Below are 22,717 nucleotides of genomic sequence, written 5' to 3'. Positions count from 1 at the left end.
CTTTTATAGTTTGTCTCATAGATTTAATGCCGAATAATTTTTGAATCAGAAGGATTTTTACTAAAATTACAGGGTCAATAGAGGGTCTGCCATTATCTAAGCAATATTTATCTTTCACTAAATCATAAACAAAGTTAAGATCTAATACTTTTTCAACTTTACGTAACAAGTGATCATCAGGAACTAATTGAGATATTGAAATCATTTCAAGTTGTTCTCTGTTATTAGAAGATTTATTTAGCATACTATCACCTCATTATCTTATTACTATCATTATACAATAAATGGGGAAAAGGTTATTATGTAAAATGTTAAAAAATAAAAAATGCCGACAAGTCCGTAGGACTTTGTCGACAGTCTGAGACCTGTAAAAACAGGTCTAGTGGAGATTAGGTTATAAATAGATATTACCTTTTGCATATTGATAAAATCGTTTTTTACTTGGGATGAAGAGTGCTAATACTGTGACAACACCTAATTTACCGCAAATCATCACAATAATAATGATGATTTTAGTTAATGTACCATATTCAGAAGTGAAGTTCATACTTAAGCCGACTGTACCAAAAGCAGATACGACTTCGAAGATGACTTTCATGAAAGGTGTTGTTTCATTTAATAGACTAACAATAAATGTGACAGTTAATACAAAGATAAAGCTGACTGTTGTGACCGCAATGGCTTTCGCAATTGTTTTAGGTTTGATTGTTCTGCTGAAGATAGTGGTATGGTCTTCATTGCGTAAAGTACTATAAACAAACATAATCATAACAATGAAAGTTGTGACTTTAATCCCACCAGCAGCACTAAACGGTGCACCACCGATAAACATAAGTACCATCATCATTAATGCGGTAGGGGTATGAATTAATTCTAAGTCAACAGATTGGAAACCTGCTGTTCTTGTTGTGACGGATTGAAAGAATGAAGTCCCAAGCTTACCCCACATACTGAAAGGTTTTAAAGTATTGTTGAACTCTAATAAAAAGTAAAGCGCCATGCCGCCAAAAATTAAGACTAATGTTGTTGAAAGCACAACTTTGGTATGTAGCTTTAGTTTATTTAATCTTCTAGTTTTTACTAAATCTGACATGACTACTGGTCCCAGCCCGCCCATAATAATTAAAATGGGAATGACAAGCGTAACAACTGGATCATCATTAAATCCAATCATATTCTTAGAAAATAATGCAAATCCTGCATTATTAAAGGCTGAAACAGAAGTAAAGATGCTGATAAATAATCCTTTGCCGAAGCCATATCTAGGTACGAAAGATAAGGCAAGTAATAACATGCCTATAAATTCAGTAGACAAGCTATAGAGTGTTAGTTGTCGAATTAAACGAACCATTCCGCCTGGCTCATCAACATTCCAAGTGACCATGATTAATTTGCGTTCATGCATAGAAATTCTGCGATTCGCTATGATTAAAGTGAGTGTCGTAATGGTCACAATCCCTAAACCACCGATTTGAATTAAAAACATAATAATAAGGTCACCAAGCCAGTTGAATTGCGAAGTAATATCCACAGTTGATAGGCCAGTGACTGTAAATGCGCTTGATGCGACAAAGAATGCATCGATAAAAGATGTATATTGTTTACCAGTCCATGGCAAATATAATAACAGTGCACCTAGTAATGTCGTGCTCAGAAATAGTAATAAATAAACAGTTAAGGGTTTCTTTAGGAAAGCCACATAAACACCTTCTTTAATAGGGTAGATTTTGGTGTATATTTTAAATACAACTGTTATTATACATCCATTTTCTGTAATTGCATCTGTCAATTACCAAAAAATAAAAATTAATTTTTTGTAAAGATTTTAAAGGTTGATTGCAATCTTCAACTTTAGCCAGATAGGGTATCAATATTGTATAATTAAAATGAATAATTTTAAGCAAAAGGAGAAAAATATGAAGAAAATACTTACACCGCTTATTATTATCGGCATTGTTATTGTCATCATTGGAGTTACAATGATTGGCCCATATAATAAACTTGTCGGTATGGACGAAGATACGAATACAGCACTTTCAAACATCGATAACCAATTACAACGTCGTGTAGACTTAATTCCTAACCTTGTGAACACTGTTAAAGGTTACGCTAAGCATGAAGAAGATGTATTTAAACAAGTTTCTGATGCACGTAGTAAACTTGCAGGTGCATCAACACCAAAAGAGAAAGCGGAAGCTAATGGCGAAGTCAATTCTGCATTAAGCAGATTATTAGCTATCAGTGAAAATTATCCTGATTTAAAAGCAGATAAACAATTTACAGGATTACGTGACGAGCTTGCAGGTACAGAAAATAGAATTGCAGTAGCACGAAATGATTATAATACATCTGTTAACAAATATAACCAAGCGATTCGCCATTTCCCAACAACCATTGTAGCTAAGCTATTCGGATTTGATAAGAAAGAATACTTTAAAGCCGAAAGTGGTGCAGATAAAGCACCTAAAGTTGATTTCGGCACTGACTCATCTCAATGATCAGAAAAAGTGCCAGCGTCTTAGCTGTCATATGGGTTGGGATGTTACTCGTCGCACAAAGTATGTTTGCGGCATCAGATAAATTTCCGGAATTAGAACAACCTGTTTTTGTACAAGACCACGCAGATTTGATTACGAGCCAAGACAAAGATGAGATGGCTAAAAAAGGCCAAAAACTTCAAGACGGTACAGATTCAGATATTTTGGTGATGACCATGAAATCAATCGGACAAACACCAAAAGAAGATTATGCTTATCAAGCAGGCCGACATTATAAAGTCGGTGATCAAAAGCATAGTCGAGGCGTTGTAATTTTAGTCAATTTAGATAACGGCAATGAATATCAAAATCGTGGTATTCAAGTTGCGGTTGGCCGAGGGTTAGAAGGTGTCTTAAATGATGCTAAAGTCGGCGCATTGATTGATGATAACTTCATGCCTTATGCTGAAAAAGCAGGACAGACTGATAATAAAGAAAAACAAAAAGCATATTACAGTCAAGGCATCACACAACTTTATAATGCCATTTGGAAAGAAATAGCCAAAGCTTATGGCTATGATGGTGAAAAATTTACTGAAGATACACCTAAAGCGCAAAACCAATCAGAAGGTGATGGGCCATTCAGCTTATTTGGTATTATTTTTATTATTATCATTATCATCATTATTATCTCCATTAAAAATGGTGGCGGCGGACCTCCAAGAGGAGGCGGTCGCAGAAGAGATAATACAGGTACTTGGTGGGTCGGCACTGGAGGTTTTGGTGGCGGTTCATCAAGTGGCGGTGGTTTCAGCGGCGGCAGCTTCGGCGGAGGCGTCGGCTTCGGCGGCGGAGGTGCTGGACGCGGATTCTAACAACCGAATTGTATTTATCAGAAGCAGAGCATTTCGTGCTCTGCTTTTTTATGAGGTTTAATTGTTTAAAATGTAATGTTCATTCTGAACTCATAACTATTTAAAGATTCGCACGAAATTATGAATTTTATGTAAAAAATGTGTATAAAATATATCAATTTAAATAAGAATATCTTGTATTTCTTGTGTGTTTAGGCTAACTTTATAATTAAGATGTATAAATGATTGCATATAGAGAACAAAGTCATCTTAAAGTTTTCGAACATTGCGTTACAAAAGAGAAAAGGTTTGGATATAAATACAGTTGTTTGTTAAATAAGATTTTTTTATTAACTGTATTTTATTCCGATGCTTATGTTATACTGTTGAAAAAGCCTATTTAACTGATAAGAATGATTTCCTCTTTGGTGGAAATTTATCGTTGTTAATGTTTTTTCATTCAGAAATATCTTTAAGTGGGGTTGTTACATGAGTTTTTATAAGTTTATTATTACTTTTATGGAAGATGATACGCCATTCGGACAATTAGCCGATTGCATTGTAAGAGATCATAATTTTCCTAAAGAAGAAACAGATATAGATAATATATATGATTATGTACATGAGAATTATTTTGAACATCATCTTTTAGAATCAGCTAACAGAGCCATCAGTGTATATAAAAGTAACTAAAAGAAAAGCAAGTGCATCTCAAAATTGTGCACTTGCTTTTCTTATAGATAAAAATAAATCGTAAAAATTACGATTTATGGTTTACAAATAACGAAACGTCATGTAATATAAAACGTAACCGTTACGATTTACGGTCACTTAATTACAACTTACTTTACTTAATCAATTCGGTACACGGGAATGTACCGAATTTTTTTGCGCTCATTAGTGTTTTTCACAACGTATTAATTAACGTCTGCAGCCTTTTTAATAGGATAGATCAACCAATGCTCATCAATATATTCATCGCCATATTTACGAGAATTCGTTTCAAAACCTATTTTTGAAAAACCGTATTCACTATAGAAAGTCAGTGCACTGATATTATTTGAAGCAACAGGGGCCATAATTTTCTCAATTTGAAGTTCGGTACAAAAGTTTGCGACAGTATTTAATAACTTCTCATCCAAATGGTCAATATCCTTCACATACATATTTTCAATTATAGCTTTATGCTGTGTTCCAACTATAATTGGATGGAATAATGTCAAAGCTCCCACTAATTCATTATTAAAAAATACACCGAACAGATATTGTGCATTGTTATTGGCATCTATCAACTTTTTGAAATATTCCCTGCACACTTTATCCTCATCATAAATCGCCCAAGTATAAATATTTTTTTGATCACTTGTAGCTTCTTTAAATAGCTGATAGACCTCTTCTAAATCATCAGGATTTAGTAATCTAATTTCTTTCATGGATTTAACACCTCTCTTATGACTTTCTTAACTTTTGCTTAAATTTAATAATGTGGTCATTATTGATAAGTTTAATTTAATATTATTATATACTTTTAATCAAAGCAACACTTAATAGGTGTCCCTAAGAAAAAAGTAAAGTTTGAAAAGCGATTGTTCACAATATTGGACGATTTTAACCAAAATATATGGTATATCAAAAAGCTAATCTTATTTTAAAGTAGTTTTTAATCACACCATGAATATTTCGCCAATAAAATATCTGTAAACTTTTAATATGAAACTGTCTAATGATTGGTAGTTTAAAAGTATAAAATAACGCGCATTACACTCTAATACGCTGACTAATGTTAAACTATTATTAAAGAAACAAACTGGCCATATTATATAAGCAAGGGGTAGATAGGATGACGCAAGTAGAAATTGCTGTAACGATAGCACCAGAAGCTGACATAACACAGAAGTTGCAAACGGCGTTGATTGAAGCGCAAGCAGCCATCGATATAATTGAACTAAGAATTGACCAACGTCAAACGTTTGAAATTGCTGAGATTGAAACACTTATTGCCGCGTTACGAAAAAGTCTTCCTAAAGTTAAGCTGTTAATCACATATCGCACAGCTTCACAAGGTGGAAATGGCAATAAAGCGCAAGAATCTTATTATGCGCTATTACAAGAATTAATGCAAGTTCAAGGTTATGACATGATTGATATTGAATGGGAAGAAGCGTATAAGGAAAAAATCACTGAATTAGTGGCTGAAGCGCAAGCAGCAGGTTTAGAAGTGGTACTGTCTCAACATGATTTTGAAGAAACACCAGCAATTGAACAATTGAAATTCACTTATTTTAAAATGAGTAAAACAGAAGCTGATTATCTAAAACTAGCAGTAATGCCAAAAGATCCTGAAGATGTGACCTATCTGTTAGATGCACTCTATGTATCTTCTCAAAGTGTCAAAATGAAAGTAGTAGGTATATCTATGTCTCATCTTGGTTTAGTATCAAGAACGGCCCAAGGTGTATTTGGTGGAAGTATTTCTTATGGTTGCTTGGGAGAGCCGCAAGCGCCAGGACAAATACATGTTACTAAATTAAAAGAAATTTTGACATTATACGAATCAAACAAATAATTTGATATAATATGTATTTCAATCTATACTGTAATTGATAATGGTTATCATTAATATAAAGGAGAGTTAGATTGTGGAATTAAGAGATGCAATTTCATCAAGAAGAAGTGTGAAGATATTCGACCATGATATGCATATAGATGATACAGCGCTATATGAAGCACTAAAACTCTCTACAGATGCACCAAATCATGGGATGAGAGAACCATGGAGAATCATTCATGTCTCAAAGGACAGACTAGGGGATTTAAGTCGAACTGTTTCTCGTTATGCATTTAGAAATGAACCAGAGAAACAACAAAGTCACTATGATGCAGTGACAAAATTGGGTGGATTACTCGTATTAATTGTAAAACGAGATCCTAGACAAAAAGAAAATCTTGAAAATCATCTGGCATTCGGTGCTTATGCACAAAACTTGATGCTACTGTTGCATGAAGCGGGTATCGGTACGTGCTGGAAGACACCGCCATATATTTTCATGCCTAAAGTGAGAAAAGTAATAGGTGTCGAAGATGATGAAGATTTAGTTGGATTTTTATATCTTACTGATATGGACACGAAGATTCCTCCAAAGAAACCACGTCACACTGAGAACTTTATTTCAGAGTATTAATTATATGAGTAAAGCCAAGCTGAAATCAGCTTGGCTTTATTTAGTCTATATTACGTTATTTAAATGACTTATTTAAATGTTTCACTTAAGAAGTCTTCAACTTGCTCTGGTGATTTAGCATTTGCTGAGTGCAAGTGTGCTGTTTTTTCACCGTTTTTGAAAACAAGTAAACTTGGAATACCCATTACTTCGTAATCTTGAGCAACATCTTCTAATTCGTCACGATTTACGTTGTACCATTTATAGTCGTTGTATTTTTCAACAATTGGATCAATCCACATATCCATTGCGCGACAATCAGGGCACCATCCTGCTTCGAATTTAATAATCACAGGTTCGTTACTTTCGATAATTTTATCGAAAACTTCACGTGTTTTAATTGCTTCCATTTTCATTTCGCTCCTTTTTCTAATCCTATTATATATATTATAGCGAATTTGAACGTAAATTTAAAAATATTAAACCGACAAATTAAAGCGTTATTTTTAGAAATTTGGTATATTAGACATAATAGTTAAAGGAGGTCAAAAGATGATTAGATTTTATCAGTACCAAAACTGTACGACATGCAAGAAAGCAGCAAAATTTTTAGATGAATATGGTGTAAGTTATGAACCTATCGACATCGTAGAACTAAACCCTAATAAAAGAGAACTACAAGATATTATTGATAAAACCGGCGTTGAAATTGATAAGCTATTCAATAAACGCGGAGGTAAGTATCGTGAACTAGGTCTGAAAGATAGACTTGACAGTTTGTCTGATGATGAAAAACTAGATTTATTGGCTTCTGACGGAATGCTTGTTAAAAGACCACTTGCGGTTTCAGGCAATAAAATCACACTTGGTTTCAACGAAAAAGAGTACAAAGATACTTGGGTAAACTAATTTATAGTCATTATAGGTAGTAAATATCTTATTGCTATGCGCTTTATTTACACAAAAAATTAAAAAACTACAAGATGTCTATAAATAGTTGAATGAAAAGGTTTCATATGGCATCATAAAAGAGTATTCATTTATTAATTAGGAGGGGATTCGTGTGGCAGTGCCAGAGGAATTAAAATATTCAAAAGAACATGAATGGGTTAAAGTTGAGGACGATACAGTAACTATCGGTATCACTGAATACGCACAAGGAGAACTTGGTGACATCGTATTCGTTGAATTACCAGAAACTGACGATGATATCGAAGAGGGCGAATCTTTCGGAAGTGTAGAATCAGTTAAAACTGTTTCTGAATTATACGCACCAGTTTCAGGAACTGTAGTTGAAGTCAACGAAGAATTAGAAGACAGTCCAGAATTCGTAAATGAATCACCATACGAAAAAGCATGGATGGTTAAAGTAAAATTAAATGACACAAGCCAATTAGATGATTTATTATCAGCTGATCAATACAAAGAAATGATCGGTGAATAATCGGCTTTAAAAATCAAACTCCAAGATACTTTGTATTTTGGGGTTATTTTTTATTTGAAATAGGCTATAACAAACTAGAGCGCTAAAGTGCTGAACCTTTACAGCTGAATAATACATAATTTATCGTGTTTATTTAGTTGTTAAACAAGTTGCGTGTCTTTAAAACAACACCTGCGTTACAATGAAAGTATCAACTTACGCAACAATTTTATATAAGTTGGCAGAACCTAAGCATTTACGTTTGCGAGTAATGAAGCAATGATATCACGAGAGTATTGGAGTGTAGTGAATATGGCATTGTTAGAAAAAGTAATCGTTGTTGAAGGTAAAACAGATAAAAAGCGTGTACAAGAAGTGATTGCTGAGCCTGTACAAATTATTTGTACGCACGGCACAATGGGCATTGATAAACTTGACGATATGATAGAACATTTATATGAACGTCCTGTCTATATATTAGTGGATGCAGATAAAGAAGGCCGTCGCATCCGTCAATGGTTCAAACATTATCTATCAGAAAGTGAACATATCTTTGTCGATAGAACTTATTCTGAAGTCGCACGTTGTCCGCGCCCTTATCTTGCCAAAGTGCTTAGAAACCATGGCTTTATGGTAAAAGGTGAAGCACCCGTGAAAGGATTAGTTTATAAATGAACGTTAAGCAAGAAATTACAGATATCAAACAAAACTTTGATCAAGACAAGCACTTGATTTTCGGTTATACACCGATGTGTGGAACATGTAAAGTTTCAGAGAGAATGTTAGATATAGCTAATGAAATTTTACAGCTTCCGTTGGTCAAAGCAGATTTGAATTTCCATCCTGACTTCAGTGAAGCTTATCAAATTCAATCTGTTCCTGTTTTGTTAGTGATGTCGAAAGATAAGGAGATAGACCGTATTTACGCATTTCAGTCTGTTCCTTATTTGTTAGAAAATTTAAAATAGTTGTTGACTACTTCTGAGTGAAGTGGTAGGATAAATATCAATTAAATAGTTATCTCTTATCAAGAGAGGTGGAGGGATGTGCCCGACGAAACCCGGCAACCGTCTTATTTATAAGAAATGGTGCCAATTCACAAAAAGTTGAACTGCTTTTGAAGATGAGAGAAAGAAATTTCAAATTGCTTTCTCTTTAATGCTCATAGCAGCGATAAGGGAAAGCTTTTTTAATTTGTAGGTAGGTATTGCAAGGAAAGGGGAGAATGTAGTGATTCAACTGAAGCAAATCGTCAAAAGATATAAGACGAAACACCAAGAAGTACTGGCAGTTGATCATGTCGATTTAGATGTGTCGGAAGGTACCATTTACGGTGTCATCGGTTTTTCAGGTGCCGGTAAAAGTACACTTGTCAGAATTTTAAATTATTTAGAAGAACCAACATCAGGTCAAGTCATAATAGATGGAGATGAATTAGGACAACTCAGCAAAGCGCAACTAAGGAAAAAGCGTCAAAAGGTAAGTATGATATTCCAACACTTCAACTTATTATGGTCTAGAACAGTGTTAGATAATATTAAGTTTCCGTTGGAAATTGCTGGCGTGGATAAAGCGGCAGCTGAAAAAAGAGCGGAAGAATTAGTTGAGCTTGTAGGACTCAAAGGACGAGAAAAAGCATATCCGTCAGAGTTATCTGGTGGTCAAAAACAAAGGGTTGGTATCGCACGTGCCTTAGCCAACGATCCAAAAGTATTACTTTGTGATGAAGCTACAAGTGCTTTAGATCCTCAAACAACAGATGAAATTTTAGAACTCTTATTAAAAATCAGAAAAGAAGAAGATTTAACAATCGTGATTATCACACATGAAATGAATGTGATTCGCCAAATCTGCGACGAAGTTGCGGTAATGGAAAATGGTAAGGTCATCGAACGCGGTGAAGTTAAAGAAGTGTTTGAAAACCCTAAACATCAAGTGACGAAACGTTTCGTTAAAGAAGGCTTGAATGACCAATTTGATGAATCAATTCAGGAACTGATTCCAGAGTCGACAAACGGTTATATTGTACGTTTGAACTTCGTAGGTGAAGAGACGACAGAACCGATTGTGTCATATATCACTCAAAAATATAATCTGAATGTGAACATACTAGAAGCGAATATCCGCCATTCGAAAAGCGGACCAATCGGTTTTCTAATTGTACATATTGCAGACTTGAAAACTGAATTTTTTGATGATTTTAAAAACGAATTAGAGAATCGTAATGTAGGTGTGGAGGTGGTTCGTAATGGATAAATCGTTCAGTGATATATTACGTGAAATGGTCACAATGCCGAATGTTCAATGGGACCAAGTTTGGCTGGCTACATACGAAACACTCTATATGACAGCCATTTCTACAATTTTTGCGTTCGTGATCGGTTTAATTCTAGGCGTACTATTATTCCTAACAGCTAAGAGTAAATCACCGACAGCAAAAGTGTTTTATCAAATCGTGTCATTTATTGTGAACTTATTCAGAGCAATTCCATTCATCATTTTAATCTTGCTGTTGATTCCGTTCACAAGTTTATTACTTGGCACAATCAGTGGTCCGACAGGAGCACTTCCAGCATTAGTTATTGGTGCGGCTCCATTCTATGCACGTTTAGTGGAAATCGCATTTAAAGAAATTGATAAAGGCGTTATTGAAGCAGCGCGTTCTATGGGAGCAAACACATGGACGATTATTCGTAAAGTGTTAATTCCAGAATCACGTCCTGCCTTGATTTCAGGTATTACAGTTACTGCAATCGCATTAGTAGGTTCTACTGCAGTTGCCGGTGTTATCGGTGCAGGCGGTTTAGGTAACTTAGCATATTTAACTGGTTTTACTCGAAACCAAAATGATGTCATTTTAGTTTCAACAATCTTTATTTTAGTGTTTGTGTTCATCATTCAATTTGTGGGTGACTGGGCTACAAATAAAATTGATAAACGTTAATTCTATTTTGAAAGGATCAATCCAATGAAAAAAATTATTAGTATTTTAGCGGTTTTAGTATTAACTGTAGTTTTAGCAGCATGTGGCAGTAAGGATAAATCAGCAGGAGGCGAAGATTCTAAAACAATCACAGTTGGTGCTTCACCAGCGCCTCACGCTGAACTTTTAGAACAAGCTAAACCTATCTTGAAAAAAGAAGGTTATGACTTGAAAATCAAAACAATCAACGACTATACAACACCTAACAAATTAGTAAACAGCGGTGAATTGGATGCGAACTTCTTCCAACACACACCTTATTTAAACACTGAGAAAAAAGATAAAGGGTACAAATTAGTATCTGTTGGTAACGTTCACTTGGAACCAATGGCTGTATACTCTAAAAAATATAAAAGCTTAAAAGAATTACCAAAAGGTGCAACAGTTTATGTTTCTAACAACCCAGCTGAAGAAGGACGTTTCTTGAAATTCTTCGTTGACGAAGGTTTAATCAAATTGAAAAAAGGCGTTAAAATCCAAGATGCACACTTCAGTGATATCGTAGAAAACAAAAAAGATATCAAATTCAACAACAAACAATCAGCTGAATATTTACCAAAAATCTATCAAAACGAAGATGTTGATGCAGCAATTATCAACTCTAACTTCGCTATTGAACAAAAATTAAGCCCTAAAAAAGACTCAATCGCTCTTGAAAAACCTGATAATAACCCATACGCAAACTTAGTAGCGGTTAAAGAAGGTCACGAAAAAGATAAAAAAATCAAAGCTTTAATCAAAGCATTACAATCTCAAGATATTAAAGATTACATCAATAAAAAATATGATGGTGCTGTGATCCCAGCTGAATAAGAAATTATTAGTCACTCTCAAGTATAGATGCTTGGGAGTGATTTTTTGCGTTTATTAATAGTATAGGAAGCAAGGATACCCTATCATAATATGTGACAAAGATATGGGTAATGATAATGGAAGGACAGAAAATGAGAATCAGTAGCTTTGAAATTCGTGCAACATTTCACATTGAAACGCTTTAACGAAACTCATTACAATTTAAGAATTCTTTTTATTTAGGTACTTAAAAGGTTTATTCTGGGGTTTAATTGCGTTATAATTTATAAATGTACCAATGTAGTGCAGTTTTGACTACAGATTAAAATTATTATAAACTAGTAATTGAAATACTATTTATGTTTACGGAGGGACTTTTAATGCCATCAACATTGGAGATTAAAGACTTACACGTGTCTATTGAGGATAAAGAAATTTTAAAAGGTGTTAACTTAACAATTAACACGGGAGAAATTCATGCAGTTATGGGACCTAACGGTACTGGTAAATCTACTTTATCAGCAGCAATCATGGGTCACCCAGCTTTCACAGTAACTAAAGGTGAAGTATTACTTGACGGTGTTAACGTTTTAGAATTAGACGTTGACGAACGTGCAAAAGCAGGTTTATTCCTAGCAATGCAATATCCATCAGAAATTACTGGTGTTACAAACGCAGACTTCATGCGTTCAGCAATTAATGCGAAACGTGAAGAAGGTAAAGAAATCAACTTAATGCAATTCATTAAGAAATTAGATAAAGAAATGGAATTCCTAGATATGGATCCAGACATGGCGCAACGTTACCTTAACGAAGGTTTCTCAGGCGGCGAGAAAAAACGTAACGAAATTTTACAATTAATGATGTTACAACCTAAATTCGCTATCCTAGACGAAATTGACTCAGGTTTAGATATCGATGCGTTAAAAGTTGTGTCTAAAGGTATCAACGAAATGCGTGGAGATGACTTCGGTTCATTAATCATTACGCACTATCAACGTTTATTAAACTACATTACACCTGATTTCGTACACGTTATGTACAACGGTAAAATCGTTAAAACTGGTGGTCCAGAATTAGCACATCGTTTAGAAAATGAAGGTTATGAATGGGTTAAAGAAGAATTCAGCGAAGCGTAAATCATTTACGTAAAGAAGAAACAACCGATTAAATGTTATAAGTATCGTTAGGAGGATATTAAGTTATGACGACTGAAACTTTGAACATTTCTGAAGCAGAACTTGTTGAGTATTCACAAGCCCAAAATGAACCTTCTTGGATGACAGAATTACGTAAAGAAGCGTTGAAACTAACTGAAACTTTAGAAATGCCAAAACCAGATAAAACTAAAATCACAAAATGGGATTTCGACTCATTTAAACAATTCGAAACAAAAGCTGAAACTTATCAAGATATCAGTGAAATTCCAGATTCAATTGAAAAAATCATTGATGTTGAAAAAACTGAAAACTTAGTGATTCAACACAATAATACACTTGCTTATACACGCGTTTCAGAAGAAGCGAAAAAAGATGGTGTAATTATTGAAGGCTTAGCAGATGCTTTAGTGAATCATGGAGATTTAGTTCAAAAATATTTGATGAAAGATGCGGTTAACGTAGATGAACACCGTTTAACAGCGTTGCATACTGCATTAATCAATGGCGGCTTATTCGTATATGTACCGAAAAATGTAGTCGTTGAACATCCAATTCAATATGTAGTTTTACATGATGATGAAAATGCAAGCTTCTTCAATCACGTTATTATTGTGACTGAACAAAGTGCAGAAGTGACTTATGTTGAAAACTACTTGTCAGATGCAAGTGGCGAAGGCAATCAAGTGAACATTGTTTCTGAAGTGATTGCTGGTGCGAACTCTAAAATCACTTATGGCGCAGTAGACTATTTAGATAAAGGTTTCACTAGCCATATTATTCGTCGTGGTATTACTGAAGCGGATGCATCAATTAACTGGGCACTTGGATTAATGAACAAAGGTAACCAAATTATTGATAACACAACTAATTTAATTGGGGACCGTTCTACAAGTGTATTAAAATCAGTAGCAGTAGGTACTGGAGATCAAAAATCAAACGTAACATCTAAAATCGTTCAATACGGTAAAGAAACAGATGGTTACATTCTTAAACACGGTGTAGTTGAAGAAGCAGCGACTATTATCTTTAATGGTATCGGTTATATCAAACACGGTGGTTCAAAATCAGTTGCGAACCAAGAATCACGTGTGTTAATGCTTTCTGAAAAAGCACGCGGAGATGCGAACCCAATTCTATTAATCGATGAAGATGACGTAGAAGCAGGTCACGCAGCTTCAGTTGGTCGTGTTGATGACGAACAGCTTTACTATTTAATGAGTCGTGGTATTTCTCAACAAGAAGCTGAACGTTTAATTATTCATGGTTTCTTAGATCCAGTAGTAAGAGAACTGCCAATCGAAGATGTAAAACGTCAATTACGCGACGTTATTGAATTAAGAGTATCAAAATAAAAAGTATAAGCTAGGCAGGAGAGATTAAAAACAGGAGGAAGTTAGCTGATGATATGTGCATCACTGCGTCGTATTCCTCCTTCTCTTTACGCGTTTGAATAACCTGTTCGCAGTCAATTATTATTCATTAAATCCTGTCAGCTTGTAAGTTATTTTGTACGACAAGTGATTATTAATGAAGAAAGGTCTGTGGATATAGTGGCCGAAACAACACTAAATGTTAATGAAGTTATTGAAGATTTTCCAATCTTGAAACAACAAGTCAATGGCAAACGCTTAGCTTATTTAGATACAACAGCGACAAGTCAAACACCACTTCAAGTAATCGAAGCGATTGACGATTATTATAAACGTTACAATTCTAATGTGCATCGTGGTGTACACACACTCGGCTCATTAGCAACAGATGGTTATGAAGGTGCACGCGAAACAGTAAGACGTTTCATTAATGCACGTTACTTTGAAGAAATTATTTTCACAAGAGGTACAACAGCTTCTATTAACTTAGTCGCACGTAGTTATGGTGATGCGAATGTTTCAGAAGGCGATGAAATTGTCGTAACTGAAATGGAACATCATGCTAACATCGTACCTTGGCAAGAATTAGCACGCCGCAAAGGTGCAACTTTAAAATTCATCCCGATGACAGAAACAGGTGAATTAAACATCGAAGATGTGAAAGCCACAATTAATGACAACACTAAAATTGTAGCGATTGCACATGTATCTAACGTTTTAGGTACAATCAACGATGTGAAAGAAATTGCGAAAGTTGCGCATGAACATGGTGCAATTATCAGTGTGGACGGTGCACAAGCAGCACCACACATGAAAATTGATGTGCAAGATTTAGATGTAGACTTTTACAGTTTTAGCGGACACAAAATGCTTGGTCCTACAGGTATTGGTGTCTTATATGGTAAACGCGGTTTGCTTAAAGATATGGAACCTATCGAATACGGCGGTGACATGATTGACTTCGTAGGTAAATATGAAGCAACTTGGACAGACTTGCCAACAAAATTCGAAGCAGGTACACCTTTAATTGCACAAGCTATTGGCTTAGCTGAAGCAATTAAATACCTTGAAAACATTGGTTTTGATGCGATTCATCAACATGAAAAAGAGTTGACTGAATATGCATACGAACAAATGGATGCGATTGAAGACTTAGAAATCTATGGTCCGCCAAAAGATAGACGTGCTGGTGTGATTACTTTCAACTTGAAAGACATTCATCCACATGACGTTGCGACGGCATTAGACACAGAAGGTGTTGCTGTACGTGCAGGACATCACTGTGCACAACCATTAATGAAATGGTTGAATCAATCTTCAACAGCAAGAGCAAGTTTCTATATCTATAATACAAAAGAAGACATTGATCAATTAATTTACGCTTTAAACCAAACGAAGGAGTTTTTCTCATATGAATTTTAATAATTTAGATCAACTATATAGATCTGTAATTATGGACCATTATAAAAATCCGAGAAACAAAGGTAAATTAGATAACGGCTCTTTAACTGTTGATATGAATAACCCAACATGCGGAGACCGAATTCACCTTACTTTCGATATTGTTGATGGCATTATTGAGGATGCTAAATTTGATGGTGAAGGTTGTTCAATTTCAATGTCTAGTGCATCTATGATGACTGAAGCAGTTAAAGGTCATTCGTTAAAAGAAGCATTAGAAATGAGTCAAGAATTTTCTAAAATGATGCTTGGCGAAGATTATGAATTAACTGAAGATATGGGAGATATTGAAGCATTACAAGGTGTTTCTCAATTCCCTGCACGTATTAAATGTGCAACACTTGCTTGGAAAGCTTTAGAAAAAGGTACTGTGGAACGTGAAGGTCAAGCAGATACTGATTCTGAAGAAAATGCAAAGTAAACACCCATAACGGGTAAAGAATAAGTAACTGGCAAGGTGGTTTCTAACTTGTCAGTTCCATGATAGACTGGTTTATACAAGTAGCAATATTCAATAGAATGTTGTGAAAGCTATAAATCATCATGAAGTTCTATCAATTGATTGAAATATTGCCACGTGTCTATGTATCGTGTTGATTATATAAAAGGAGTGATTGAAATGGCTAAAAAAGCACCTGATGTTGGGGATTACAAATATGGTTTCCACGACGATGATGTGTCCATTTTCAGATCAGAACGCGGATTAACAGAAAATATCGTAACTGAGATTTCAAAAATGAAAGAAGAACCTCAATGGATGTTAGACTTCCGTCTAAAATCTTTAGAGTTATTCTATAAAATGCCAATGCCACAATGGGGCGGCGACTTGTCAGAGTTAAACTTTGACGATATCACTTACTATGTAAAACCTTCTGAACAAGCAGAACGTTCATGGGACGAAGTACCTGAAGAAATCAAACGTACTTTCGACCGTTTAGGTATTCCTGAAGCAGAGCAAAAATATCTTGCTGGGGTTTCTGCACAATATGAATCAGAAGTTGTTTACCAAAACATGGAAGCTGAATTAGAAGAGAAAGGTGTTGTCTTCAAAGACACTGACTCTGCATTACGTGAAAACGAAGAATTATTCAAAGAATATTTCGCTTCAGTAGTTCCAGCTGCAGATAACAAATTCGCAGCATTGAACTCAGCAGTATGGTCAGGTGGTTCATTCATTTATATTCCTAAGAATATTAAATTAGATACACCACTACAAGCATACTTCCGTATTAACTCAGAAAACATGGGTCAATTCGAACGTACTTTAATCATCGCTGATGAAGGTGCTTCAGTGCACTACGTTGAAGGTTGTACAGCACCTGTGTACACTACAAACTCACTACACTCAGCTGTAGTTGAAATCATTGTACACAAAGATGCACACGTTCGTTATACTACAATTCAAAACTGGGCTAACAACGTTTATAATTTAGTTACAAAACGTACTTTAGTTCATGAGAATGGTAACATGGAATGGGTTGACGGTAACTTAGGTTCTAAGTTGACTATGAAATACCCTAACTGTGTATTAGCTGGTGAAGGTGCGAAAGGAAGTACACTTTCAATCGCATTAGCTGGTAAAGGACAAGTTCAAGATGCGGGTGCGAAAATGATTCACTTAGCACCAAACACATCTTCAACTATCGTCTCAAAATCTATCTCAAAAGATGGCGGTAAAGTTGTTTACCGTGGTATCGTTAAATTTGGACGTAAAGCTAAACGTGCACGTTCAAACATCGAATGCGATACTTTAATCTTAGATAACAAATCAACTTCAGATACGATTCCTTATAATGAAATTATGAACGATGACATTTCATTAGAACACGAAGCGAAAGTATCTAAAGTATCAGAAGAGCAACTCTTCTACTTGATGAGCCGTGGTATTTCAGAAGAAGAAGCAACTGAAATGATCGTAATGGGCTTCATCGAACCATTCACAAAAGAACTACCAATGGAATATGCCGTTGAAATGAACCGTCTAATCAAATTCGAAATGGAAGGTAGTATTGGATAGCTATAAACCGCGTGGTTGTGCGATTCTTATAGTCGGAAAATGGCTATTGATACCATTTTGATACCATTTACTCATCAAAAATGGCTATCGCATCATGCTTTTTCTGGGTGTATAAATGGCTGTAAGTGCCCATCGTTTCAGTGATTTGAGCGTGTCTCATGAGTGACTGTAAAACGAAAATATCTACACTATTATTCGCAAGGTATGATGCATAAGAATGTCTCAGCGTGTGTATGTTATAATGTGGGAAAGCCTTTTGAAATTTTTTATGAACATGACTATAATGTTTAGGTGCAATTCCACCGAAAATAAAATAACTACGTTCATCAAAATATTTGTTAGCTGCTTTTTCACGTTGGAAGCGATCAGCTAACATTTGGTTAATAAATTTAGGTAAGGGGACAATATCTTCAGAGCTTTCAGTTTTAGCTCTGGGGTATATAGTCCGATTAGAGATGTCCATAGTTTTGTCTATGGATATCTCTTTTTTATATTTATTAAAGTCTGTCCATACTAACGCCATTGCTTCTCCAATTCGCAAACCGGTATAAAACATCAACTTAAATAATTCTTGATAGTCTTGTTCCTCTACTTCTTTTACACGCTCATCAAATTCTTCTCTTAACATATACTTTGGTTTAGGTTTAACACGTGGAATCGGTTTAATTGAGATAGTAGGATCTATACGCAAACCGAAATATTTTTTAGCGTAGTTGATAACTACTTTGAAGCCAGACCATATTGTGCGTGCAGTGTTAGTGGAAGGGATGTTATCCATTAGATACTTTCGGAACTCTTGACACTGGTTCTGCGTAATCTTGTTCATATTAATATGTCCGAATTTATCTTTAAAGTGTCTATTGTATTCATTGATTTTATGCTTTTTAGTTTTAGGTCTTAGGTCGCTATGCTCTAAATAATGATTGAACACATAGTCAAAGGTATTTGAATCACTATAACCCTCATTAATATCATTTAAAAACGCAGCTTCCGCATATTTAGCTTCTCTTTTAGTATTATAACCTCGTTTCATTTTACGTTTATTATTACCGTAAACATCTTTATATCTGACAGAAAAATACCACTTATTTGTACTTTCATCTTTATAAACTGGCATTTTTACTCATTCCTCCTCAAAAAAGGTAAAAAATAATAAGGGTACGGTGGTGTACCCTAGAGCTATTGATTTGTTAAGTGGACATATTTTACAATTCATCATAAACAGTATTGTGAATTTCAAGCTCTAAAACTTTATTGTCAGCGTCGATATAAAAGTCGCTATTGTAATTTATTTTGTTTACTTTTAACACTCCGCCATTATCTCTTACATACAACGCTACATCGTCGTCTTGGTCGATAATTACTAGGGTGTTCTCGTTGGTAAGAACTTCGTGTTCTCCGTCATACTTTACTTTAATAAGCCAATCGTTAAATTTCATTTTGATCATTCCTTTTTATTCTTATAAATATCTATAATGTGTTAAAATAAATATGCGGGTGAAACCGCAGTGAAAACCCCTCTATTTACTAAAATTTATACCAGCTTCTTTTGCTCCCACGCTATATAGAAGCTGGTATTTTTAAATTGATTTTGGTATAATTAAAACTCTCCTAAAATAGGTGGATTTATAAACATCTCCCATTTTTTGAAAGTAGACTGCAAAACCTCGGCTATTAATATCATTAGTAGTTGAGTTTTTTGTATTACATACACTACGCTTCTTGTTCATTTTGCTCCAATTTATTAGCTATTTCTATTAACTTCTCTCTTATTTCTCTAACTGTTTGGTCTTCACTAAATACATAGCTGAAAGGTATACCTGACTCTGTCTCAGCATAAATGGTAACTAAATCTCTATAATTGTTATAAGTTAATGTATAATTTTTAATTTTCATATCATTTCACCTTTTACGTCTACTTATGTAGGCGTTATTTTTATACCAATTCGCCCCATAGTGGAGGGGTAAAAAAAAATAGGGCAAGTGAATGCCTTTATTCAAAACTCGAGACAATTAATTTGATAACATTTCCTTCTTCATCTAAAGAAAAAGTAACATAATAATCCTTATTTAAAGAAGGTGAATGATATATTTGTTCAGTATCGGTTTTGTTAGTCATAAATTTAGCATCATCAGCCATTAAATCTTTAGCATGTTCATTTAAAAAATTTCTATCGATATTAGGATCAATTGGTAAATCCGAAAAAGATTTTTCAGATTGTAATATCTCGTCATCGTCACCTAGTATATAAGTCATATCATCAATTACTACTACGCTATTATCATCATGTTTCTTTGTCAATTTACCATAAACAGTGTCATCTTTCGGTCTAACTTTTTTAGCTTCAGATGTTTTATCTTCTTTTTTTCTTTTTGTTGCATTTTTTTTATCGTCTTGTTTTTTAGATTGTTCATCTGTTGCTTTTTGCGTCTGTTTTTCAGCATCGTTTTTCTGTTTATCTTCATCGTTGCCAAATAATGCACTGCAACCACCAAAAACTAAAATAATTAACACAATGATACCTAAACAACCAAGACAACCTTTTTTGTTTTCGTCTTTTTTGCTCTCGATTTTCTTTTTTGACATTTTCATGTCCTCCCTTTAACAAGATTTTATATTAAACGCGTAAAGCGGTTTAATCAGTTTTACAAAACTATTTTTCCTACTACTTTCAAATCATTAAATGAACTTACTGTAATATCTTCATACTTCGGATTCAAAGAGATGAGTTTAAGATATTCCGGATGAATATCTACACGTTTGATAAAGCTTGTACCATCAAGAACCACTAAAGCGATCGTTCCGTCCTTAATGTTAGTTTCTCTTTTGATAAATGCGTATGTACCTTCTTTAATCATTGGTTCCATTGAATCACCGTTGACTAATATGCAGAAGTCAGCACCTTTAGGAACTTCATCTTCATAAAACTCAACATCTTCCTCAATTAAGTCATCAAATAATTCTTCGCCGACTACACCAGCAGCTGCAGCATGCATACGTTTGATAGTAATAATATTTCTGTCGTTTTCAGATACTTCATTGTTCTGCTCTTCTAATTGTTTATTAGCAAAATCTAATACATTATGCTGGCGTGGAGGTGTGAGTTGGGATGTAGTAGTATTGATTTCTTCAATAACTTTATTTTTATTATTTTCGCTCACTAAATCTAAGGGTTCTACACCAAAGATATTAGCGATTTCAGGTAATTTATCTAGTTTAGGACTTCTAATACCCTTCCTCCATCTTGTAACAGTTGTGCGGTTAACATCTACTAAGTTCGCTAAATCACTATCACTCATGTCTCTTTTATTCATAAGTCGCTCTAAATTTGAAGAAAATGAAGTCATTTTTTACCTCCTTTAAACTTGTTTTTAAATTTGTAACTTCATTATATGCCTTAAGTTCCAAAAATGCAACAGAAACTTAAAATTATGTGTAGAGTAAAAAAAATATGTTAAAAACACTTGCAATTTTGGAACGATGGGTTTAGTATTGTTGTCAGGAGGTGTTCCAAAAATGCACAAAGATTTATATAGCTCTCGTAAAACAGCTAAAAAAAATCAAGACTATATGGGAAACCTAATAGGCGTTTCAGGTCAACAATATGGAAAAAGAGAACGTGGAGAAATTCCTATTAGCTTAGATGAAGCTATGGTTTTTTCTAAAGATCTTGAGATTCCTATTCAAGAATTGTTCCCAGAATATTTTTTTATCAAAGAAGTTCCAAAAATGCACAAAGAACGTCAAACAACTTAATAGGAGGAAACAATGGAGCAAATCACATTAACAAAACAAGAATTGATTGAAATTGTAGAACGTGAAGTAAGTAAAAGGTTGGACGGTAAGAAAACAATTAAACCAATCTCAATTTTTAGTGAAGTAAGAATTGAAGAAGACGATATAGCGAACATCAATGAAGACTTTAATTTTACAAAGTTTATAAAACCTCCATATAGAGGACATCATTATAAACCATTAGCTTTAAAGAAATATCCTATAGGAAACAACGAACGCTTTAATGGAAAAGTATATGATGATCAAATTCATGACCTTATAAGAAAATTAACTTTAGCAGTTTTTGGCGTTAGCAGAAATTCTGATTTAAGTGAACGTGAATTTGAAGAGGCTGTAAAGATTTACAGATACTTCAAAGATATGTACTTACATCTATACCAAAAGCGTCTTTCAAATTTATCTATTAAAGATTTCGAGTAGAGGAGGAAACCACATGCAAGATTTACAAACTAAACCTGACATCGGAAAGATGTTCAACATTCAAGAAAAAGAAAATGGAGAAATCGCAATCAGCGGTCGGGAACTTCATAAGGCATTGGAAGTCAAAACAGAATATAAAAAATGGTTCGGTAGAATGTCCGAATATGGTTTTGAAGAAGATGTTGATTACACAAGGGTGACCCAAAAATGTCTTACCCAAGGTGGATACCAAAATATGACTGACCACGCACTCACACTAGACACTGCAAAAGAAATCGCAATGATACAACGCAGTGAACCAGGCAAGCGTGCAAGACAATATTTTATTCAAGTAGAAAAAGCGTGGAACAGTCCAGAAATGGTAATGCAACGTGCCTTAAAGATAGCAAACAATACAATCCTACAATTAGAAACTCAAATTGAAAAAGATAAACCGAAGATTGTATTTGCTGATGCAGTAGCTACTACTAAAACATCAATTCTGGTTGGTGAGTTAGCAAAGATTATTAAACAAAACGGTATCGATATTGGTCAGCGTAGATTGTTTGAATGGTTACGCCAAAATGGATTTCTCATTAAACGTAAGGGCGTAGATTACAACATGCCAACACAATACTCAATGGAACGAGAATTGTTTGAAATCAAAGAAACCACAATCAGTCATTCTGATGGACATACATCGATTAGTAAGACACCCAAAGTTACTGGTAAAGGACAACAATATTTTATCAACAAATTTTTGAACGAAAAACAAAACAATTAACAGGAGGAAACCACATGCAAGAGCAAAAATTAAGTAGAAG

29 protein-coding genes and 1 riboswitch are annotated in these 22,717 nt (G+C 34.5%); of the genes, 20 read left to right on the top strand and 9 right to left on the bottom strand.

The window, feature by feature from the left end; translation table 11 throughout:
* Positions 1-244: transposase (locus tag CD112_RS10320; RefSeq protein ID WP_142380809.1), on the bottom strand; the 244-nt coding region annotated here is incomplete at its 3' end.
* 150 nt (positions 245-394) lie between these two features.
* Positions 395-1,699, bottom strand: coding sequence for a TrkH family potassium uptake protein (locus CD112_RS10315; protein ID WP_002481582.1), 1,305 nt, complete (start codon positions 1,697-1,699; stop codon positions 395-397).
* 217 nt (positions 1,700-1,916) lie between these two features.
* On the opposite strand from CD112_RS10315, the gene CD112_RS10310 reads away from it, so the two are divergent.
* From CD112_RS10310 to CD112_RS10300, 3 genes are all read left to right on the top strand, one after another.
* Positions 1,917-2,498, top strand: a complete 582-nt coding sequence (locus CD112_RS10310) for a LemA family protein (protein WP_002481583.1) — start codon at positions 1,917-1,919, stop codon at positions 2,496-2,498.
* Positions 2,495-3,352 carry a TPM domain-containing protein gene (locus CD112_RS13885; RefSeq protein WP_103364258.1) on the top strand — a complete coding sequence of 286 codons (858 nt, stop codon included), beginning with the start codon at positions 2,495-2,497 and terminating at the stop codon, positions 3,350-3,352. The genes CD112_RS10310 and CD112_RS13885 overlap by 4 nt, the downstream gene beginning before the upstream one ends.
* 468 nt (positions 3,353-3,820) lie before the next feature.
* Positions 3,821-4,024, top strand: a complete 204-nt coding sequence (locus CD112_RS10300; protein ID WP_023015356.1) for a sterile alpha motif-like domain-containing protein — start codon at positions 3,821-3,823, stop codon at positions 4,022-4,024.
* Between the two features lie 224 nt (positions 4,025-4,248).
* Here the strand turns inward: CD112_RS10300 and CD112_RS10295 are convergent, their stop codons facing one another.
* Positions 4,249-4,764, bottom strand: coding sequence for a GNAT family N-acetyltransferase (locus CD112_RS10295; RefSeq protein ID WP_103364257.1), 516 nt, complete (start codon positions 4,762-4,764; stop codon positions 4,249-4,251).
* A gap of 407 nt (positions 4,765-5,171) precedes the next feature.
* On the opposite strand from CD112_RS10295, the gene aroD reads away from it, so the two are divergent.
* Both aroD and CD112_RS10285 read left to right on the top strand, forming a co-directional pair.
* Complete coding sequence (gene aroD, locus CD112_RS10290) at positions 5,172-5,897, top strand: type I 3-dehydroquinate dehydratase (RefSeq protein ID WP_103364256.1); 726 nt, start codon at positions 5,172-5,174, stop codon at positions 5,895-5,897.
* Between the two features lie 73 nt (positions 5,898-5,970).
* Positions 5,971-6,513: a nitroreductase family protein gene (locus CD112_RS10285; protein WP_002481587.1), complete on the top strand. Its 543-nt coding sequence runs from the start codon at positions 5,971-5,973 to the stop codon at positions 6,511-6,513.
* A 68-nt stretch (positions 6,514-6,581) separates the two neighbouring features.
* Here the strand turns inward: CD112_RS10285 and CD112_RS10280 are convergent, their stop codons facing one another.
* Positions 6,582-6,902 (bottom strand): thioredoxin family protein, encoded by a 321-nt coding sequence (locus CD112_RS10280; protein WP_103364255.1) that lies wholly within the window; start codon positions 6,900-6,902, stop codon positions 6,582-6,584.
* A 142-nt stretch (positions 6,903-7,044) separates the two neighbouring features.
* Here CD112_RS10280 and CD112_RS10275 point away from each other — a divergent pair, with 142 nt between their 5' ends.
* From CD112_RS10275 to sufB, 12 genes are all read left to right on the top strand, one after another.
* Positions 7,045-7,401 (top strand): arsenate reductase family protein, encoded by a 357-nt coding sequence (locus CD112_RS10275; RefSeq protein WP_002481589.1) that lies wholly within the window; start codon positions 7,045-7,047, stop codon positions 7,399-7,401.
* Positions 7,402-7,555: 154 nt separating this feature from the next.
* Positions 7,556-7,936, top strand: coding sequence for a glycine cleavage system protein GcvH (gcvH, locus tag CD112_RS10270; RefSeq protein ID WP_002481590.1), 381 nt, complete (start codon positions 7,556-7,558; stop codon positions 7,934-7,936).
* Positions 7,937-8,227: 291 nt separating this feature from the next.
* On the top strand, positions 8,228-8,590 hold the full coding sequence (locus CD112_RS10265; protein WP_103364254.1) for a toprim domain-containing protein: 363 nt from the start codon (positions 8,228-8,230) through the stop codon (positions 8,588-8,590).
* The gene (locus CD112_RS10260; protein WP_002481592.1) at positions 8,587-8,883 is read left to right on the top strand and encodes a thioredoxin family protein; all 297 of its coding nucleotides are present in this window, start codon (positions 8,587-8,589) and stop codon (positions 8,881-8,883) included. Before CD112_RS10265 ends, CD112_RS10260 begins: the two co-directional genes overlap by 4 nt.
* 53 nt (positions 8,884-8,936) lie before the next feature.
* Positions 8,937-9,045, top strand: a riboswitch (SAM riboswitch).
* A gap of 100 nt (positions 9,046-9,145) precedes the next feature.
* Positions 9,146-10,171, top strand: coding sequence for a methionine ABC transporter ATP-binding protein (locus CD112_RS10255; protein ID WP_002481593.1), 1,026 nt, complete (start codon positions 9,146-9,148; stop codon positions 10,169-10,171).
* Positions 10,164-10,859, top strand: coding sequence for a methionine ABC transporter permease (locus CD112_RS10250; RefSeq protein WP_002481594.1), 696 nt, complete (start codon positions 10,164-10,166; stop codon positions 10,857-10,859). Before CD112_RS10255 ends, CD112_RS10250 begins: the two co-directional genes overlap by 8 nt.
* A 24-nt stretch (positions 10,860-10,883) precedes the next feature.
* The gene (locus tag CD112_RS10245) at positions 10,884-11,711 is read left to right on the top strand and encodes a MetQ/NlpA family ABC transporter substrate-binding protein (RefSeq protein ID WP_023015351.1); all 828 of its coding nucleotides are present in this window, start codon (positions 10,884-10,886) and stop codon (positions 11,709-11,711) included.
* Positions 11,712-12,070: 359 nt separating this feature from the next.
* The gene (gene sufC, locus CD112_RS10240; RefSeq protein ID WP_002481612.1) at positions 12,071-12,829 is read left to right on the top strand and encodes a Fe-S cluster assembly ATPase SufC; all 759 of its coding nucleotides are present in this window, start codon (positions 12,071-12,073) and stop codon (positions 12,827-12,829) included.
* Positions 12,830-12,894: 65 nt separating this feature from the next.
* Positions 12,895-14,202 carry a Fe-S cluster assembly protein SufD gene (gene sufD, locus CD112_RS10235; RefSeq protein ID WP_057510817.1) on the top strand — a complete coding sequence of 436 codons (1,308 nt, stop codon included), beginning with the start codon at positions 12,895-12,897 and terminating at the stop codon, positions 14,200-14,202.
* 189 nt (positions 14,203-14,391) lie between these two features.
* Entirely contained in the window at positions 14,392-15,642 is a 1,251-nt protein-coding gene (locus CD112_RS10230; RefSeq protein WP_023015333.1) for a cysteine desulfurase, read from the top strand.
* Positions 15,632-16,102: a Fe-S cluster assembly sulfur transfer protein SufU gene (sufU, locus tag CD112_RS10225; protein WP_023015332.1), complete on the top strand. Its 471-nt coding sequence runs from the start codon at positions 15,632-15,634 to the stop codon at positions 16,100-16,102. The genes CD112_RS10230 and sufU overlap by 11 nt, the downstream gene beginning before the upstream one ends.
* A 198-nt stretch (positions 16,103-16,300) precedes the next feature.
* Complete coding sequence (gene sufB / locus CD112_RS10220) at positions 16,301-17,698, top strand: Fe-S cluster assembly protein SufB (RefSeq protein ID WP_002481616.1); 1,398 nt, start codon at positions 16,301-16,303, stop codon at positions 17,696-17,698.
* Between the two features lie 67 nt (positions 17,699-17,765).
* Here the strand turns inward: sufB and CD112_RS10215 are convergent, their stop codons facing one another.
* From CD112_RS10215 to CD112_RS10195, 5 genes are all read right to left on the bottom strand, one after another.
* Positions 17,766-18,815 (bottom strand): site-specific integrase, encoded by a 1,050-nt coding sequence (locus CD112_RS10215; protein ID WP_103364253.1) that lies wholly within the window; start codon positions 18,813-18,815, stop codon positions 17,766-17,768.
* 88 nt (positions 18,816-18,903) lie between these two features.
* The gene (locus tag CD112_RS10210; RefSeq protein WP_060804169.1) at positions 18,904-19,137 is read right to left on the bottom strand and encodes a hypothetical protein; all 234 of its coding nucleotides are present in this window, start codon (positions 19,135-19,137) and stop codon (positions 18,904-18,906) included.
* 274 nt (positions 19,138-19,411) lie between these two features.
* Positions 19,412-19,594, bottom strand: coding sequence for a hypothetical protein (locus CD112_RS10205; RefSeq protein WP_070463375.1), 183 nt, complete (start codon positions 19,592-19,594; stop codon positions 19,412-19,414).
* A 97-nt stretch (positions 19,595-19,691) separates the two neighbouring features.
* Complete coding sequence (locus CD112_RS10200; protein ID WP_231911543.1) at positions 19,692-20,285, bottom strand: hypothetical protein; 594 nt, start codon at positions 20,283-20,285, stop codon at positions 19,692-19,694.
* A 59-nt stretch (positions 20,286-20,344) separates the two neighbouring features.
* Entirely contained in the window at positions 20,345-21,046 is a 702-nt protein-coding gene (locus tag CD112_RS10195) for a helix-turn-helix domain-containing protein (RefSeq protein WP_070724718.1), read from the bottom strand.
* 169 nt (positions 21,047-21,215) lie between these two features.
* On the opposite strand from CD112_RS10195, the gene CD112_RS10190 reads away from it, so the two are divergent.
* From CD112_RS10190 to CD112_RS10180, 3 genes are read left to right on the top strand one after another with little or no spacing between them, the layout of a single operon-like run.
* Positions 21,216-21,455 (top strand): helix-turn-helix transcriptional regulator, encoded by a 240-nt coding sequence (locus tag CD112_RS10190; protein ID WP_070626472.1) that lies wholly within the window; start codon positions 21,216-21,218, stop codon positions 21,453-21,455.
* A gap of 12 nt (positions 21,456-21,467) precedes the next feature.
* Complete coding sequence (locus CD112_RS10185; protein WP_070724721.1) at positions 21,468-21,914, top strand: hypothetical protein; 447 nt, start codon at positions 21,468-21,470, stop codon at positions 21,912-21,914.
* 13 nt (positions 21,915-21,927) lie between these two features.
* Complete coding sequence (locus CD112_RS10180; protein WP_103364252.1) at positions 21,928-22,677, top strand: phage antirepressor KilAC domain-containing protein; 750 nt, start codon at positions 21,928-21,930, stop codon at positions 22,675-22,677.
* Positions 22,678-22,717 lie beyond the last annotated feature (40 nt).

This window comes from Staphylococcus simulans, assembly GCF_002902285.1.
Classification (GTDB): Bacteria; Bacillota; Bacilli; order Staphylococcales; family Staphylococcaceae; genus Staphylococcus; species Staphylococcus simulans.
This window is presented reverse-complemented; position numbering and strand designations above follow the sequence as displayed.